Genomic DNA, 17,477 nt, shown 5'->3' on the forward strand with positions numbered 1-17,477 from the left:
GCTTGCTCGCGAAGGCAGAGTGTCATTCACCGCAAATGTTGACTGAAAGTCCGCATTCGCGAGCAAGCCCGCTCCCACATGGGGTTTGTGCCAGTCTTGAGTCGTGCAAAATGCCGGAGTATCAAAGGGCATCGTGCAGAATAAAACAGGCCCCATGCCATCACTTTGTACGCAACGGGCTGATTTAAAACCCCTCTTTGCGCAACGGGCCTTGGCCTGATCCCTGCACCCCTTCAACTACATTCATCAAGCGTCGATTGAAGGGGGATGCATGACCCCAACAAACCGCAAGAAACTGGTGGTTGCCCATTCTGTACGCGCCGATGCGCCGCTGCACGAAGTCGAGACAAACCGTGCGCTGGCGCGCTGGCTGGCGCAGATAATGGGACTCAAGTACGGCGGCAGTTACGATCCGCAATTGCATGACGGTCGGGACCTCTACCTGTTGCCGACCCAGACGCTGGTGGGCGCTGCGGCTGCCCGGCAACTGGGGGTCAAGGGACCGGAGGATTTGTGGGGTGGTTATGTCGACCATGATTTCATCTGCACCAAAGCCATCAGTCATGGGCTGCTCAACCACCATGCCCATGCACCGCCCGGCTGGGCTCCTTTGTTTTCCCAGCGGGTACGCAGCGTCGTACTCGACGGTCTCAGCGTGTTCTGCCTGAAGGATGCTCGCCCGGCGGCGGAGCATCTGTTGTACACCGGGCCGATCCGCCTGAAGCCGATACACGCTTGCGCCGGGCGTGGTCAGGAAGTGATCCAAAGCCTCGACGAGTTCGATGAAATTCTGGCCAGGCCCGAGGCTGACGCAACCTTCACCGAAGGCGTGGTGCTGGAGCAGGATCTTGATCAGGTGATTACCCACAGCGTCGGCCAGAGCTTCATCGGCGACAAGGTGCTGAGTTACTGCGGTGATCAATACTTGACCAAAGACACTGAGGGCGAGGAGGTGTATGGCGGCTCGAACCTGTTGGTGGTGCAGGGCAGCTACGACGATTTGTTGAAGCTGGACCTTGCCGATGACGTGCGGGTGGCTATCAAGCAGGCGCAGGTGTTCGACAGCGCCGCGGATGAAGCCTATCCGCGTTTCTATGCGTCACGGCGCAACTACGACATCGCTCAGGGCATCGATAGCGACGGCAAACAGCGCAGCGGCGTGCTCGAACAATCCTGGCGCATGGGCGGTGCCAGCAGTGCCGAGGTGGCGGCCTTGCAGAGTTTCGTCAACGATCCGGGGATGCGCGCGATTCGTGTGTCTTCGGTGGAAACCTACATTGATCAGCCGCTGCCGGCAGATGCCATCGAGGTGTATCGCGGGCCGGCGCAAAGCAGTGAATTTCTCCTCAAGTATGTAACGGTTAAATCCTATGACGGCTAGAAGCGAATCCATTCAGATCGATATCGATAATGAACAGATGAGCGGGACTTTTCTGAGCCCCAAATCGAAAGTCCCCGGCGTACTTTTTGTGCACGGTTGGGGCGGCAGTCAGGAGCGGGACCTGGAGCGCGCTAAAGGCATCGCCGGCTTGGGGTGTGTATGCCTGACCTTCGACCTGCGCGGGCACACCGGCGGCACCGGCATTCCATTGTCCCGGGTGACCCGGGAGGACAATCTGCGCGACCTGCTGGCAGCCTATGACCGCTTGCTCGCGCACCCGGCCCTCGATACCTCCGCGATTGCCGTGGTCGGCACCAGTTATGGGGGTTATCTGGCCTCGATTCTGACTTCGCTGCGGCCGGTGCGCTGGCTGGCGCTGCGGGTGCCGGCACTGTACCGCGACGAGCAATGGCACACGCCGAAACGTGACCTGGACAAGCTGGATCTGCGTGATTACCGAGGCACTCTGGTGCGTGCCGACAGCAACCGGGCCTTGCATGCCTGCTCGCAATTTCGCGGGGATGTCCTGCTGGTGCAGTCGGAAACCGACGATTATGTGCCGCACGCGACGATCATGAGCTACCGGGCGGCCTGTCAGCAGACGCACTCAATGACCCACCGCATCATCGACGGTGCCGACCACGCCTTGAGCGACCCGGTTTCCCAGCAGGCCTATACCTCGATCCTTGTCGACTGGATTACCGAGATGGTGGTCGGGGAGCGGTTGAGCATTATTCAATCCCAGTGATTTGCGGTGTGCCTGCGGACGCCTTCGCGGGCAAGCCCGCTCCCACAATGTCTGCAGGTGTTCACAAAGAATGTGTTCATCACCGATCAACTGTGGGAGCGGGCTTGCTCGCGAAGGCGTCCTCAAGCACACCCCAAATCATTTGGTTTTCTTCGAAATCCGTAATGCCTTGGCCTTGGCCTCCACCAACAGGTACATCACCAGGGCAATCAACAACGGCAGGATGAAATAAATCGCCCGATAGGCCAGCAGCCCGGCCACCAGGCTACCCCGCGAAACCTCGTGTTGCAGCAGCGCCACGAACACCGCCTCGAGCACGCCGAGCCCGGCCGGGATGTGGGTGATGACCCCGGCGATGGCGCTGATCAACAGCACGCCCAGTACCAGTGGATAGTCCAGTTTGCTCGGCAGCAGGGTGAAGATCACCGCCGCCATCAGCGACCAGTTCAGCGCACCGAGGGTCAGTTGCAGCACCGCCATGCGCAAGGACGGGAGGTCGATTTCGATACCGCGAATCTCCCACTCCCGACGTTTGGCAAACTGGCACGCCACCAGGTAGCCGGCGCTCAACAGCAACAACAAGACCCCTACGCCTTGCAGCGCACTGCTGCTGAGCTTCCAGCCCGGCGGCATGCGCACCAGCCCGCTGCTGAACACGGCGCCGGCAATGACCATGTAGCCGAACCAGTTGGTCGCCAGGCTCAGGCCAAGGATCTTCGCGATGTTGCTCTTGCTGACCCGGAGCCGCGAATACAACCGGTAGCGCATGGCAATGCCGCCGACCCAGGCGCTCAGGTTCAGGTTGAAGGCGTAGCTGATGATCCCCACGGGCAGGATCTGCTTCCACGTCAGGTTCTGGCGGATGTAGGTGCGGCCGATCAGGTCGAAGCAGGCGTACACCAGAAAACTCACCAGGGTCAGCCCCGACGCGATGATCAGCGTGCGCACCTTGAAATCGGCCAGGTTATCGAACACTTCGTTCCACTCAAGGCGCTGGGCGAGCATCGTGAACAGCACGATCAGCATCAGGAAAAACAGCATCGTCAGCGGTCGTTTCCAGCGGCTCCAGTGCGACTTGCCCGGGCTTTTGGCGTCAGTTTCCATGTGAGGCTCAGCGCGGTTCATGGTCAGCGCTCCCGGTCGGAGGGGGGATGGGTTTCAGGCGAGGTTTGTGCGCCGGCAACCAACCGGCCCAAGCCGGGAAATGCCGCAGGAAGTGAAACACCAGAAAACCTATGGTCATGTGCCAGACACGCCCGCGCGGCGCGATGTCGTGAGACATGGCCTTGCAATGGTTGTCGCTGAGGTCTTCCAGGCGATCGAACAGAACTCGATTGAAGCCACGGTCGCGGATCAGCACGTTGGCTTCCAGATTCATCGACAGGCTCAATGGGTCGAGGTTACTCGAGCCGACGGTGCTCCAGTCTTCATCCACCAATGCGACCTTGCCGTGCAACGGGCGGTCGCAATATTCGTAGATCTTCACCCCGGATTTGAGCAGGTAGTCATAGGTCATGCGCGCCGCAAGCTTGGCCACCCGCATGTCTGGCTGGCCCTGCAGGATCAGCCGCACATCCACGCCTCGGCGGGCCGCGTTGCGGATCTCGCGCAACAAGCGAAAGCCGGGAAAGAAGTAGGCATTGGCGATCACCACCCGACGCTTGGCCTGGCGCAACACCTGGCGGTAAACCTCTTCAATGTCGCTCGGGTGTTCACCGTTGTCGCGGTACACCAGACGCACCTGGCCATCGTGATCGCTGAAGGCCAGCTCCGAACGCCGCTGCCGACGGCGTTGCCACCAGTATTTGGCGTGCGCCGGGCGACCGCATTGCAGCAGAGCGAAGTGATGAATGTCGGCCACCGCCGGGCCTTGCACCTCCACGGAATAGTCCTGCTTGGCCTCGGGACCGAAGTCGGCAAGGTGATCGGCAGAAAAGTTGATCCCGCCGATGAAGGCAATGCTGCCGTCCACCACCACTATCTTGCGGTGCAGGCGCCGGAACCAGTTGGTGCGGATGCCCAGGCGTTTTGGTGCCGGATCGAACATTTGCAGGTGCACGCCGGCGGCGGTCAGGGCGGTAAGGAACCCGGTACTCAATTCGCCGCAGCCAAAGCCGTCGAGGCTGACGGTGGTGCGTACACCGCGCTGGGCAGCTTCGATCAGGATCTGTTGCAGCTCATTGCCAACCTTGTCCTCGAACACAATGAAGGTTTCCAGCAGGATTTCACTTTGCGCCCGGCGAAGGGCGTCAAATACCCGGGGAAAATACGCTTCACCGTTTTCCAGCAACTCGACGCGATTGCTGCCTTGCCAGCCGTATTCAACGTCGACCGCTGTCGGCTCACGGATCGGCGGAGCGGGGATGTTATCCAGCGTGGTTTTTTCCATCGACTGGCTGCTCATAACTCGATCTCCACCGACAGCGGGACGTGGTCGGAAAGGTGCGACCAGGGGCGGGTGGTCAGCACTTGCGGATGGCTGGCCTTGAGGTTGCGCAGGTAGATGCGGTCCAGACGCAATGCCGGCAGGCGCGCGGGGAAACTGCGCGCCGGTTTGCCGTGGTGCGCGGCGAAGGCTTCGCGCAGACCGCAGGGTTTGAGCAACGCATCGGCGCGCAGACGCCAGTCGTTGAAGTCCCCGGCGACGATCACCGGGGCATCGGCGGGCAGGGCGTCCAGCCGCTGGGCGAGCAGCTTCAATTGCGCCGTGCGGTGACTTTCGCGCAGCCCCAGATGCACACAAATGGCATGCACTTCCTGGGCGTCGCCTGGCAGGCGCAACACACAATGCAGGATCCCGCGGTTCTCGTGACCGCTGATGGACACGTCGAGGTTGTCGTGGCGGATGATCTGGAATTTCGACAACAGCGCGTTGCCGTGATCACCCGCTGGATACACCGCATTGCGGCCATAGGCGAACTGCGGCCACAGGGTGTCGGCGAGGAACTCGTATTGCGGCATCGCCGGCCAGTTGGTGTAGCGCTTGGGGTGGTGCTCGTGGGTGCCGTGGACTTCCTGCAAAAACACCACATCGGCAGACACGCTGCGCACCGCTTCACGCAGTTCCGGCAGGATGAAACGCCGGTTGAGCGCGGTGAAACCTTTATGGGTGTTGACCGTCAGCACCTTGAAGCGACAAGTCACGGACGGATCCTGTACCCGCATGTCGGTTGCATTTGAGTGTGCGGGAATATCGGTGTGATTCGCTGTCATGTCGCCTCCCGCTTGACGGCCCTGTCTTTGGATGACTCTGGGGCGACGGCGAAAGTTTCGATGGGGCTACGGACGGTAGATTTTCTGCAGAGCACCACCGAACAATTGTGGGAGCGGCGGTGCGGCGATCCGACTTGCTCGCGAAAGCGGTGTGTCAGTCACCTCATTGTTGAGTGTGCCGACGCCTTCGCGAGCAAGCCCGCTCCCACAGTGGGTATCAGTGGCCCGTGATTATGCGGGCAGAACCGTCGGCCGGCTCGGCATAGGCCGGACCAAGGCGATCAAGACGTCCGCTCCACGCAGTCAATGCCAGCGCCACCAGCACCACCAGGCCACCGATCCACGCGGTATGGATCAACCCCATGTGGGCGACGATCAGGCCACCGCCCCAGGCGCCACCGGCAATGCCGAGGTTGAACGCGGCGATGTTCAGGCCGGATGCCACGTCCACGGCATGGGGGGTGTGATGTTCGGCCTGGCGCACCACGTACACCTGCAACCCCGGCACGTTGCCGAATGCCACGGCGCCCCAGACCAGCACGGTGGCCAGCGCCAGCCAGGGATTGCCGGCCGTGAAGGTCAGCGCGAACAACACGGCGGCGAGCAGGGCAAAAATGATTTTCAGGGCGCTGATCGGACCGCGTTTGTCCGCCAGTTTGCCGCCCCAGATATTGCCGACGGCCACGGAGATGCCGTAGACCAGCAACACCAGGCTGACGGCGCTGGCGCTGAAGCCGGAGAGGTCCTGAAGAATTGGCGCGAGGAAGGTAAAGGCGGTGAACGTGCCGCCGTAGCCGACGGCCGTCATCGCATACACCAGCAACAGGCGAGGTTGCCTGAGCACCTGCAATTGCTGCAAGAACGACGCGGGTTTGCTGTGGGCGATGTTTTTCGGCACGTAGATCAGGCTGCCGATGAAGGCAATGACGCCCAGTGCCGAAACGGCGAGGAAGGTTTCACGCCAGCCGAAATGCTGGCCGATGAAGGTCCCCAGCGGCACGCCGGTGACCAGCGCGACGGTCAGGCCGGTGAACATGATGGCAATCGCGCTGGCGGCTTTTTCCTTCGGCACTAGACTGGTGGCGATGGTCGAACCGATCGAGAAAAACACCCCGTGGGCCAGGCCGGTGACGATTCGTGCGAGGATCAGCGACTCGTAGCCCGGTGCTTGCCACGCCAGCAGGTTGCCGAGGGTGAACAGCACCATCAGCGACAACAGCAACAACTTGCGCGGAACCTTGCCGGTGAGGGCGGTCAGCACCGGGGCGCCGACGGCAACGCCAAGGGCATACAGGCTGACCAGCAGGCCGGCGGACGGCAGGCTGACGCCGAGGTCGGTGCCAATAGTGGGTAACAGGCCAACGATGACGAACTCTGTCGTCCCGATGGCAAAGGCGCTGAGGGTCAGCGCGAGCAAGGCAATGGGCATGGCTGCAACTCCGGAAGATGATTCGATGGAGCGCAGTGTCGGGATTTTGCTCGTGAGGAAAAATATAGGGATGGACATTTGATATTTGCCTTGGACGCAAAGATCGCAAGTGCGGGTGATAGTCTGTGGCGAGGGAGCTTGCTCCCGCTCGGCTGCGCAGCAGTCGTTAACCCATTGCATGCGGTGTATCAGATGTTTCCGAATGGTAATTTTTGGGGGCGCTTCGCACCCCAGCGGGACGGTGCGGCGATCCGACAAGCTCCCTCGCCACATGGGGTATCGCCATTCGGCTATCTAGAGGCAATGTCCGAACTTGCCCGGCATTTTTCGATCAGTTCCTTACCGACACAGCCAAAGGAGCGGGTGTTTTGATCAGGCTCAAGACCGTGATACTGCTGGGGGCGTTGCTGTTTGTGGGCAGCGAGCAACTGGAAGCCGCCGCGATACCGGGGCTGCCGGCCGCCGCGACCGCTGCGACGCCGCCGGCACACCCCGAACCGCTGGTGCAAGGCGGATTACTGGGGGCCATCAGTTCAAGCATCGACGAGGTCCAGACCAAGCTTGATCTCAATCAAAACCTGCTCGACGCCTGGCGCCTGCGTGCCGACCGCGCGGCCGATGAAGTGGATCAGTTGGTCAATCAGCCTTCGGCCCGCTCGCCCTGGAGCGTCGTTGTCGATTTCCTGATACTGACCGGCGTGTGGGCCGCCGTGTTTGCCTGTCTTTGGCTGCTTGGGCGATTGTTGGCCAAACGCCTGTGCGCGCATCGCCTGCTGCTCAGTCGTGAACGGGGCCAGGCGTTGCTCGGTTACGTGCTGCCCTACACCTTTGCGGCGGTGATCAGCCTGCCGCTGACGATATATGCCAGCCAGTTATTGCCGGTTTCGGCGGGTCGGGTGCTGGCGCTGTGTCTGGCTTATGCCACCAGCGCGGGGATATTTGCTGCGTCATTGGTGATGTCGCTGGTGGTGGTGTTCAATGCCGGGCACAAGCGGCGGGCGGTGCAGATCATCCGCGAGAAAAGTCCCCGACCGTTGTTCGTTATCGGCTTTCTGGTGGCCTTGAGCGATGCCCTGACCAGCCAGCAGATCTCCCATCAATTGGGTAGCAATCTCACCAGCAGCATTGCGGTGTTCACCGGGATGGCGGCCTCGCTTTCCTTCGGCTTGCTGGTGATCCGCATGCGCCGCCCGGTCGCTCATGTGATCCGCATCCTGCCGCTGGCCCAGCGCCAAAGTCAGCCGGCATTGCGTGAGACCCTGCGGATATTTTCCGGGCTCTGGTATTGGCCGATCCTGTTGATGGTGCTGGTCTCGATCATCAACCTGATCGGCGTTGGCGCGGACAACCAGAGGGTGCTGCGCAGCGCTTTGTTCACCACGATATTGCTGATCGCCACGGTGTTTCTCAGCACCACGCTGCACCATCTGTTCAAGGCGCGCAGCGAAGCGGACCTGCGCCGCAGCAGCGCCTACAAGGAGCGTTTTCTCAATTTGTCCCACGCCTTGCTGCGCATCGGCATGGCCATCGTGTTCATCGATATCCTCGGGCGGATCTGGGGCGTGTCGCTGTTCGAGTTCGCGGTGAGCAATGCCGTGGGCCGGGCGATCAGTGATTCCCTGAGCCACATCGGTTTGATCCTCTTGGTGACCTGGATGGTCTGGGTGGTGCTCGACACGGCGATTCAGGAGGCCCTGAAACCGCCGACCAACAAGCGCTCGGCACGCCAGCCGAGTACGCGGGTGAAAACCATCCTGCCGCTGCTGCGCAATGCGATCAAAATCATCCTGGTGGTGATCTGTGCGATCACCACCATGGCCAACCTGGGCATCAACGTCGCGCCATTCCTGGCCGGTGCCGGGGTCATCGGCCTGGCAATCGGTTTCGGCTCCCAGCAACTGGTGCAGGATGTGATTACCGGGCTGTTCATCATCATCGAGGACACCCTGTCCATCGGTGATTGGGTGGTGCTTGATTCCGGGCATGCCGGCACGGTCGAAGGCCTGACCATCCGCACCTTGCGCCTGCGCGACGGCAAGGGCTTCGTGCACTCGGTACCGTTCGGGCAGATCAAGGCCGTGACCAACCAGTCGCGGCAATTCGCCTATGCGTTTTTCTCGGTGCAATTCACCTATGACACCGACGTCGACAAGGCCATCGAACTGATTCGCGAGGCCGGGCATTCCATCAGCAACGACCCGTTCCTGCGCTACAACCTGCAAGGGCCGCTGGATGTGTTTGGCGTCGACAGGATGGACCTCAACGGTGTGGTACTGACCGCGCAATTTCGCACGGTGAGTGGTGGCCAATATGCGGTGAGCCGGGCCTTTAACCAGCGTTTGAAAAAGCTTGTGGATAACTGCCCGTGGGTGAACTTCGCGCAAACTTATCCACAGCAGGCGTTGGTGCCGAGGCATTCGGTCGAAGCGCCACCGGAGGCTGAGCCGGAACATGCGGCGGTGTTGATGCCGGATCGGCCGCGGTCTCAATAGCCGTTGTTGTCCTGAGGTTCTTTATTGCCTGTAATGGCCTCTTCGCGGGCAAGCCCGCTCCCACAGTTGATCTGTGTCGTTCACAAATCCCCTTGTGGGAGCGGGCTTGCTCGCGAAGGGGCCGGTAGAGACAACCTCAATGCCGGATCAGCTTGCAGCGCACCTCGGCACTCGCCTGCTGATCCAGCTCCAGCCAAAAAAGCGGCTTGCCGGCAATCTCGGCAGCAACCGGCAAACCATCGCGATACACCAGCCGATTGCTCGCCAGCGCCGGGACTTTCGCACCAGGTAATAGTGTGCCGGCAAGGTTCAGCGGATCGACCCCGCACACCGCGACCAAACTCCCGTCATGGGGCCGACGTCGCACCTCCCGCAGCAATGGAATCGCCTCGGGCAGGGCGAACTGCTCGCCCGCCAGGCCGCTGACAAACCGTCCTCCACGAATCTCGCCGCGAGCCTCCAGGCGATGGAAGGTGCGCAGCAGTTCGCGCCAGCTCGGCAGCCAGTCCGCCTCGCGTTCCAGCAAGCGCCAGAACACCACGCCGTAACGACGCAGCAAGGTCATGGCGATGTGCTCCAGGGTATCGCCCGGCGTCGGTGCGGGACGCTGGTTTTCCACCACAGGGGCCGTTGGCGCGCGTCGCAACAAGGCCCAGCGCCCGGCATCGTCCATGCCGCCGATGAATGCGCCGCGTCCACGCCGACTGTTGCGCGGCTGGCGCTTGCTGGCCGGGGTGATCAGCGCGCGCAACCCGGCAAAGCTGTCGGCGTTCACCAGCCCCGCGCCCACCAGTTCCTGCAGGGCGATTTCCAGCTCCGAACGCAGCAGGTGCGCCTCATGGATCAGCTCGTCGAAAAACAGCGCGCCATGCTGACTGAGGGCGGCGTGGACTTTTTGCGTTTTCGGCGACAGTTCGCTCACCGGTGTCTGTTCGGTCAAGCCGCTCCAGAGGCCGACCCGATTGCGCGGCAGCAAGACAACCGGTGTGCTGCGCAGCGCGGTGCCGGCGCTTTTGTTGTGCGCCGTCAGGCGCGTCCACACCAGTCTGCCGCTGCGGCACAACTCATCCAGCCAGGTCGCCGAATAGTCCTTGATCCGTGCGGGCAGGATGTCGCTGTCCCAGGCGGAAGCGGCGGCGGGGTAGCCTTCCAATTGCCCGACGATGACTGGCAACACTGCAGCGCCCTGGCCCTGGCTTGCAGTCGACACATGCTGCCAGTCGAACAGGAATCGCATGAAATCCTGCAACGCCACCGGTTCGATTTCCCGGCGCAGGCGCTTGACCGTATAGCGGTGAATCCGCGCCAGCAAATGCCGCTCGCACCATTCTTCTTCGGCGATGCCCGGGGTGAAGCGACCGCGCAACACGTAGCCTTCGCGTTCCAGTTGCGCCAGGGCCTGGGTCACTTGTGCTGCGGGCAAGCCGAGTGGTTCGGCAATGCGATCGAGGGCAAGTGGGCCGAAGGCGCTGAGCCGTGCGCGGATCATTTCGAGGACGGCTTCGTCGCGTGCCCAGGTTTCATCGAAGTCCGGCAGCGCTTGCAGCGGTGGCGTCAATTCGGCCTGTGGATAAATGGCCCGCAGGCAGGTCAGGCGCTCCAGCGCCAGCCACAACGATTGCCTGGCGTTGATCTGTAAACGGCTCGCGCGTCCGCTGTCGGCCAGGGTCTTGAGCCAGTCGAGCCAATGCGGATTGGCGCCGGCCTCGGCATCGGTGATGCACGCCAGGCTCATCAAGGCCTCGTGCATTTCATCGACACTGCAAGGCACCGGCCAGGCTTCGTCGCGCACGGCGGCAATCGCCTCGGCGTCCAGTGCACCGAGGTCGTCGGTGGATTGCGGATCGCTCCAGCGTCGATTGAGTACCGCTTGGGTGCGGCGTTCTTCAAGCGGTGCATCGTCGAGAAAGGTGTAGGGGCGGGCGCTGAGAATCTCCGCCGCCAGCGGCGAGGGCGCCGGCAGGTCTCGGCTGATCAGGCGGATGTCGCCGCGTTCCATGCGCCGCAACAAGGCCAGCCAGCCTTCAGTGTCCATGGCTTCGTGCAGGCAATCGTCAAGGGTCTGTTCCACCAGTGGATGGTCGGGAATCTCCCGTTCGCCAGCGAGGTTTTCCACACAGGCAATCTGATCGGGAAACACGCTGGCGATCAGGTCTTCGCTTTTCATCCGCTGGATCTGCGGCGGGACTTTGCGCCCGCCGCTGTAGCGCGGCAGCGCCAGGGCCACGCCGGCATTCCAGCGCCAGCGCACGCCGAACAGCGGGGCGTCGAGCACGGCCTGGATCAGGATGTGCTCGGCGCTGTTGCTATGCAGGTAGCGCCAGACATCGTCCAGTTCAAAACTGTGGCTGGTGGACAGCGACAGCACGATGGCGTCTTCGCTGGCGGCGGCTTGCAGTTCGAAGTTGAAGGTGCGACAGAAACGCTTGCGCAGGGCCAGGCCCCAGGCGCGGTTGATGCGGCTGCCGAACGGCGTATGAATGACCAGTTGGGTGCCGCCGGACTCGTCGAAAAAACGCTCCATCAGCAGCGTGTCTTGGGATGGCAGGGCACCCAGCGTCTGTCGTGCGCGGGCCAGGTAGTCCACCAGTTGTTCGGCGCTGGCGAGGTTCAGGCCCAGGGTTTCGGTCAGCCAGTCCAGCGCTGGCTGCAAGTTGCCAGGCGCGGTACCCAGCAGGTCGTCGAGTTTTGCCTGCAGGCGCGCCACCGCCGAGGACAATTCGGCGCTGCGCCCCGGCGCTTCACCAAGCCAGAACGGAATGGTCGGCGGCTGACCCTGGGCATCCTCGACCCGCACCTTACCGGTTTCCACCCGCAGGATTCGATAGGAGGTATTGCCCAACTGGAAGATATCCCCGGCGATGCTTTCCACCGCGAAGTCTTCGTTGATGGTGCCGATGTTCAACCCTTGAGACTCCAGCAGCACGGCGTAGTCGGCGTTGTCCGGAATGGTCCCGCCACTGGTCACTGCGGTCAGTTTTGCGCCACGGCGACTGCGCAGAGTGCGGCTCACGGCGTCGCGGTGCAGGTAGGCGCTGCGCAGGCCCTGACGCCCGTTGTAGCCCTCGGCGAGCATGTGCAGCAGCGCCTGGTAGTGTTTTTCGTCGAGTCCGGCGTAGGGCGAGGCGCGGCGCAGCATCTCCAGCAGCGCTTGCTCGGGCCATTCCTGGCAACTGACTTCGGCGATGATCTGCTGCGCCAGCACGTCCAGCGGCGCCTGCGGTATCAACAAGGTATCGAGTTCGCCCCGGCGCACGCAGTCGAGCAGCGCGGCGCATTCGATCAGGTCGTCGCGGGTGGTGGCGAACAAGCGGCCCTTGGGCGTGCCGCCGACCTGGTGCCCGGAACGGCCGACCCGTTGCAGAAACCCGGCAATCGAACGCGGTGAGGCGATCTGGCACACCAGGTCGACGTCGCCGATGTCGATCCCCAGTTCCAGCGACGCCGTGGCGATCAGCACCTGCAGTTCGCCGCGCTTGAGCCGCTGCTCGGCGTCCAGACGAAATTCCTTGGCCAGGCTGCCGTGGTGGGCCGCTACCGCGTCCTTGCCCAGGCGTTCGCTCAGGTGACGGCTAAGGCGTTCGGCCAAACGCCGGGTGTTGACGAAAATCAGCGTGGTCCGGTGTTCCCGGGCGAGAGCGGCGAGGCGGTCGTAGACCAACTCCCAGACATCGTTGGCCATCACGGCCGACAGCGGCACGGGCGGCACTTCGATGTCCAGGTCACGGGGGCGGGCGTGGCCGATGTCGACGATCTCGCACGGACGGTCGCGACCGACTAGGAAGCGCGACACCGCTTCGATGGGCTTTTGCGTGGCCGACAGGCCGATGCGCAGCAGCGGTTCGGGGCAGAGTGCCTGCAGGCGTTCAAGGCTCAGGGCCAGATGGCTGCCGCGCTTGCTGGCGGCCATGGCATGGATTTCGTCGATGATCACCGTTTGTGTCGTACCGAGCATCTGCCGACCGGAGTCGGAACCGAGCAGCACGTACAGGGATTCCGGTGTGGTCACCAGAATGTGCGGCGCCGTCTTGCGCATCGCCGAGCGGTCTTTTTGCGGTGTATCGCCGGTGCGCACGGCGGTGCTGATCTGCAGTTCGGGCAGGCCCATCACACGCAGTTGCTCGGTAATGCCGGCCAACGGGGTTTGCAGGTTGATCCGGATGTCGTTGGACAGCGCCTTGAGCGGCGAGACGTAGACCACCAGGGTTGCATCGGGCAAGCCTTCGGGGCTTTCCAGGCCGCGGTGCACCAGGTCGTCGATGACCGCGAGAAACGCGGTGAGGGTCTTGCCGGAGCCGGTGGGCGCGGCGACCAGGGTCGAGCGGCGCTGGCGGATCAATGGCCACGCCCGGGCCTGGGCGGCGGTGACCGCTGCGAACGTGTGGCTGAACCAGGCACTGACGGCGGGGTGGAAGCCGCTCAGGGCACTGTCTGCGGGGATGGGCAGGTTCATGCAGCAAGTTATGCGGGTGGGGGGCGCAAGATGCAAGTACCACTTGGGGATCTCTATTGGCCTTCAGGGCCTCTTCGCGGGCAAGCCCGCTCCCACAGGGGATCGGCGGTGTACCCACATCCAGTGTGGGAGCGGGCTTGCCCGCGAAGGGGCCAGTAGCAGCGCCGCAAATCCCGGACATCTACACTTTACGGATGACGGTTGCGCACTAAACCCGCAAAATGCAACGATTCCGGCAATTACCAACGACATCGCCTTGGGGCTATGTCGATATAGCCATCGTTCCAATCAGACTGGGCCTGCTGACTCTATGCGAATGCGCCTTATGTTACTGGGCGGCGGAAATGCCCTTGGGCAGGCGCTGATTCGCCTCGGTGCGGAGGAAGACATCGGTTTCCTCGCCCCCCGCCCGCCGCAAGACGGCTGGGATGCCGCGAGCCTGACACAACTGCTCGACGACACCCGTCCCGATGCATTGATCAACCTTGCCTACTACTTCGACTGGTTTCAGGCCGAAGCGGTCAGCGAACAGCGTCTGGCCGGCCAGGAGCGCGCGATCGAGCGTCTGGCGGAACTGTGCCAGCACCACAACATCGTTCTGCTGCAACCTTCCAGCTACCGCGTGTTCGACGGTTCCCGCGCAACGGCCTACAGCGAAAAAGACGAACCCGTGCCCTTGGGCTTGCGGGGGCAGGCGTTGTGGCGGATCGAGCAAAGCGTTCGCGCCACCTGCCCGCAACACGTGCTGCTGCGTTTCGGCTGGCTGCTGGACGACAGCCCGGATGGCGCCCTTGGCCGCTTCCTCGCCCGTGCCGAACAACCCGAGGAACTGCTGATGGCCGACGACCGGCGCGGCAATCCGACGCCGGTCGACGATGCCGCCCGCGTGATCATTTCAGTGCTCAAGCAACTCGATTGCGCAGCGCCACTGTGGGGCACCTACCACTACGCCGGGCATGAGGCGACGACACCGCTGGCGCTGGGGCAGGCGATTCTGGCCGAAGCCCGCAGCCTGCATCCGCTGGCCATCGAAGCGCCGACCGCCCAGGCCCACGCCGCGCGTCCGGATGCTGCGGAAGAGCCGCAACACGCGGTATTGGCCTGCAAAAAAATTCTGCACACCTTCGGGATCAAACCACGCGCCTGGCGTGCGGCGCTTCCCGGTCTACTGGACAGGTTCTATCGCCATGGCTGACGGCCCCGTTTTGATCACCGGTGGTGCCGGTTTCATTGGTTCGCACCTGACTGACGCCCTGCTCGCCAAGGGCCATGCGGTGCGGATTCTCGATGACCTGTCCACTGGCAAGCGCAGCAATCTGCCACTGGATAATCCCAAGGTCGAACTGATCGTCGGCGACGTGGCCGATGCGGCTGTGGTCGCCCAGGCGATGGCTGGTTGCAGCGCCGTGGCGCACCTGGCCGCCGTGGCGTCGGTGCAGGCCTCGGTGGACGATCCGGTGCGCACGCACCAGAGCAACTTCATCGGCACGCTGAACGTCTGCGAAGCCATGCGCCAGGCCGGGGTCAAGCGCGTGCTGTTCGCCTCCAGCGCGGCGGTGTATGGCAACAATGGCGAGGGCGAGTCGATCGACGAAGACACGCCAAAGGCGCCGTTGACGCCGTATGCGGTGGACAAACTGGCCAGCGAGCAGTACTTCGACTTCTACCGTCGCCAGCATGCACTGGAGCCGGTGATTTTCCGCTTCTTCAACATCTTCGGCCCGCGTCAGGATCCGTCCTCGCCGTACTCCGGGGTGATCAGCATTTTCAGCGAACGCGCACTGAAGGGCTTGCCGATCACCGTGTTCGGCGATGGTGAGCAGACCCGGGATTTTGTCTACGTCGAAGACCTGGTCGACTTGCTGGTGCAGGCCATCGAGAAGCCCCGGGCCGAGGTCGGTGCGGTCAACGTTGGCTGGAACCAGGCGACGACCCTCAAGCAAATGCTCGAAGCGCTTGAAGCCGTGGTCGGCCAGCTGCCGCCGGTAAGCTACGGCCCGGCGCGCTCCGGTGACATCCGTCATTCCCGGGCGAACAACCAGCGTCTGCTGGAGCGCTTCACTACCAAGGAGCAGACACCGATGCGTGTGGGGCTGGCGCGGTTGCTGGGGCGATAGATCGCTTTCCTCGCAGACATGAAAAAGGCGCCTTTTGACAGGCGCCTTTTTCACGGCCGGAATTTACTTACAGCGTGTGCAACTTCTATGGCGAGGGAGCTTGCTCCAGATCGACTCCGTCACGGTCGTCATCAGTATTGAGTTTGCTCGCCACGGCCTCATCCACCACCACGTGAACGTTACTTAGAACTTGTAGCCCAGACCGACCATGTAGACGAACGGATCCACATCCACATCGACCTTGGCCCGGGTGCCCGGTGCAATGGCGTTGTTTTCCACAGTGGCGGTGGTATCGATGTCGATGTAGCGCACCTGGGCGTTAATCATCACGTTGTCGGTCAGCATGTAGTCAGCACCGACCTGCCAGGCCAGACCCCATGAGTTATCCGCCTTGAAATTGCTGAAACCGGCGGACTGGGCTCGGCTGCCGACATGTTCGTCGTAGATATAGGTGTAGTTGATGCCACCGCCGATGTACGGTTGGAACGCCGACTTGGGATCCAGCGGGTAATACACCAGGCTCAAGGTTGGCGGCAGCTGTTTGATGCTACCGAGCTTGCCGTTGGCAGGGGCCAGCGCGGTGCCCTTGATTTTCACATCATGTTCGAAGGGGGTTGCCGCCAGCAGCTCGATACCCAGGTGGTTGGTGAGCATGTAGGCGAAGTTCAAGCCCAGTTGCGTGTCGCTGCTCAGGGTCGCCTTGCCACCCAGGTCGGCACCCGCCAGCGGGCCTTGATCAACCTTGACGCTGGAGCTGTCGGCTTCCGGGTCGACGGTGATGGCGCCGGCACGAAGGATGATGTCACCGGCTTCGAAAGCATTGGCGAGCGGGGCTGCGAGCGCGAGGGCAACCAGCGAAGCGCTGAGCAAGGACTTGTTCATGGGGGCTCCAGAGGACGTTAAAAATGTTCGATGTCCAATGGTAAGGCGCCTAACGATTCGGTCTTTTGATGCAGCTCAATGAAAGTGGGAAGGGGGTGGTTTTTGTGGTGTTTTTGATGGCCTCTTCGCGAGCAAGCCCGCTCCCACAGGGGGAACGTATTCCAATGTGGGAGCGGCGGTGCGGCGATCCGACTTGCTCGCGAAGACGGCATTTCTAACAACACAAAACGACCGGATTCACTCCGGCAATTCATACAGATAAATCTTGTCCGCCTCCATCTGATACCCGGCATCCGCCAGTTCGCTGGTGGACGCCTTGACCTGCAATGCGCCCTCGATCCAGTACGGCTGATACAACTCGTCCAGCTTCACGCCGACTTCGCTCTTGATGTGCACGATCTGGTTCGACGGCGGTGGCGGTACGTGAATGCAGGCGCCGAAATACGGCACCAGCAGAAACTCCGTGGTGCGTCCTTCCTCGCTCACTTCCAGCGGCACGATGTAACCCGGCAGGCGAATATTCTGGCCATCGAGGGTCTTGACCACCGGTGCGTTGGGCAAGTCTTGTTTGGCGGCGGGCGCCGACTCGGCTGACAGTGCGGTGCTCATCTGCGACAGATCGTGCAGCGGCGTCATGTTCGGCACTTCTTTCGGCGCATCCGGCGGAATCATCTCCGACCAGGTCAGGTCTCGCGGCTGGGCTGCCCACAGGGGCAGGGCGACCAGCATCAACAGCGCAAGTACAGCGCGGGGCATTTTCAG

Annotated in this window: 12 protein-coding genes; 5 read left to right on the forward strand and 7 right to left on the reverse strand. The window is 62.4% G+C overall.

The genetic code is table 11. From position 1 onward, the window contains the following. The first annotated feature begins 271 nt into the window (after positions 1-271). Positions 272-1,381 carry a DUF3182 family protein gene (locus AC3WN7_RS03130; protein WP_095965769.1) on the forward strand — a complete coding sequence of 370 codons (1,110 nt, stop codon included), beginning with the start codon at positions 272-274 and terminating at the stop codon, positions 1,379-1,381. Further along, positions 1,371-2,129, forward strand: coding sequence for an alpha/beta hydrolase family protein (locus AC3WN7_RS03135; RefSeq protein WP_007970134.1), 759 nt, complete (start codon positions 1,371-1,373; stop codon positions 2,127-2,129). The genes AC3WN7_RS03130 and AC3WN7_RS03135 overlap by 11 nt, the downstream gene beginning before the upstream one ends. 138 nt (positions 2,130-2,267) lie before the next feature. On the opposite strand, the gene AC3WN7_RS03140 is transcribed toward AC3WN7_RS03135, so the two are convergent. From AC3WN7_RS03140 to AC3WN7_RS03155, 4 genes are all read right to left on the reverse strand, one after another. Beyond that, the gene (locus tag AC3WN7_RS03140) at positions 2,268-3,254 is read right to left on the reverse strand and encodes a lysylphosphatidylglycerol synthase domain-containing protein (RefSeq protein ID WP_102673692.1); all 987 of its coding nucleotides are present in this window, start codon (positions 3,252-3,254) and stop codon (positions 2,268-2,270) included. Beyond that, on the reverse strand, positions 3,241-4,533 hold the full coding sequence (gene clsB, locus AC3WN7_RS03145; protein WP_102673691.1) for a cardiolipin synthase ClsB: 1,293 nt from the start codon (positions 4,531-4,533) through the stop codon (positions 3,241-3,243). Before clsB ends, AC3WN7_RS03140 begins: the two co-directional genes overlap by 14 nt. Next, complete coding sequence (locus AC3WN7_RS03150; protein WP_256585631.1) at positions 4,530-5,294, reverse strand: endonuclease/exonuclease/phosphatase family protein; 765 nt, start codon at positions 5,292-5,294, stop codon at positions 4,530-4,532. The genes clsB and AC3WN7_RS03150 overlap by 4 nt, the downstream gene beginning before the upstream one ends. A 265-nt stretch (positions 5,295-5,559) precedes the next feature. Beyond that, on the reverse strand, positions 5,560-6,771 hold the full coding sequence (locus AC3WN7_RS03155; RefSeq protein ID WP_102673689.1) for an MFS transporter: 1,212 nt from the start codon (positions 6,769-6,771) through the stop codon (positions 5,560-5,562). A 368-nt stretch (positions 6,772-7,139) separates the two neighbouring features. On the opposite strand from AC3WN7_RS03155, the gene AC3WN7_RS03160 reads away from it, so the two are divergent. Beyond that, positions 7,140-9,263 carry a mechanosensitive ion channel family protein gene (locus AC3WN7_RS03160; RefSeq protein WP_102673688.1) on the forward strand — a complete coding sequence of 708 codons (2,124 nt, stop codon included), beginning with the start codon at positions 7,140-7,142 and terminating at the stop codon, positions 9,261-9,263. Between the two features lie 136 nt (positions 9,264-9,399). Here the strand turns inward: AC3WN7_RS03160 and AC3WN7_RS03165 are convergent, their stop codons facing one another. Further along, positions 9,400-13,716, reverse strand: a complete 4,317-nt coding sequence (locus AC3WN7_RS03165; protein ID WP_102673687.1) for a DNA glycosylase AlkZ-like family protein — start codon at positions 13,714-13,716, stop codon at positions 9,400-9,402. Positions 13,717-14,026: 310 nt separating this feature from the next. On the opposite strand from AC3WN7_RS03165, the gene AC3WN7_RS03170 reads away from it, so the two are divergent. Beyond that, complete coding sequence (locus tag AC3WN7_RS03170; protein ID WP_015097021.1) at positions 14,027-14,911, forward strand: sugar nucleotide-binding protein; 885 nt, start codon at positions 14,027-14,029, stop codon at positions 14,909-14,911. Continuing rightward, positions 14,904-15,833: an NAD-dependent epimerase/dehydratase family protein gene (locus AC3WN7_RS03175; RefSeq protein ID WP_095965762.1), complete on the forward strand. Its 930-nt coding sequence runs from the start codon at positions 14,904-14,906 to the stop codon at positions 15,831-15,833. Before AC3WN7_RS03170 ends, AC3WN7_RS03175 begins: the two co-directional genes overlap by 8 nt. A gap of 183 nt (positions 15,834-16,016) precedes the next feature. Here the strand turns inward: AC3WN7_RS03175 and AC3WN7_RS03180 are convergent, their stop codons facing one another. Together AC3WN7_RS03180 and AC3WN7_RS03185 are read right to left on the reverse strand one after the other, a co-directional pair. Then, entirely contained in the window at positions 16,017-16,715 is a 699-nt protein-coding gene (locus AC3WN7_RS03180) for an OmpW/AlkL family protein (RefSeq protein WP_095965761.1), read from the reverse strand. 237 nt (positions 16,716-16,952) lie between these two features. Continuing rightward, positions 16,953-17,471: a DUF3299 domain-containing protein gene (locus AC3WN7_RS03185; RefSeq protein WP_102673686.1), complete on the reverse strand. Its 519-nt coding sequence runs from the start codon at positions 17,469-17,471 to the stop codon at positions 16,953-16,955. Positions 17,472-17,477: the final 6 nt, after the last annotated feature.

Source organism: Pseudomonas sp. FW305-70 (assembly GCF_058783925.1).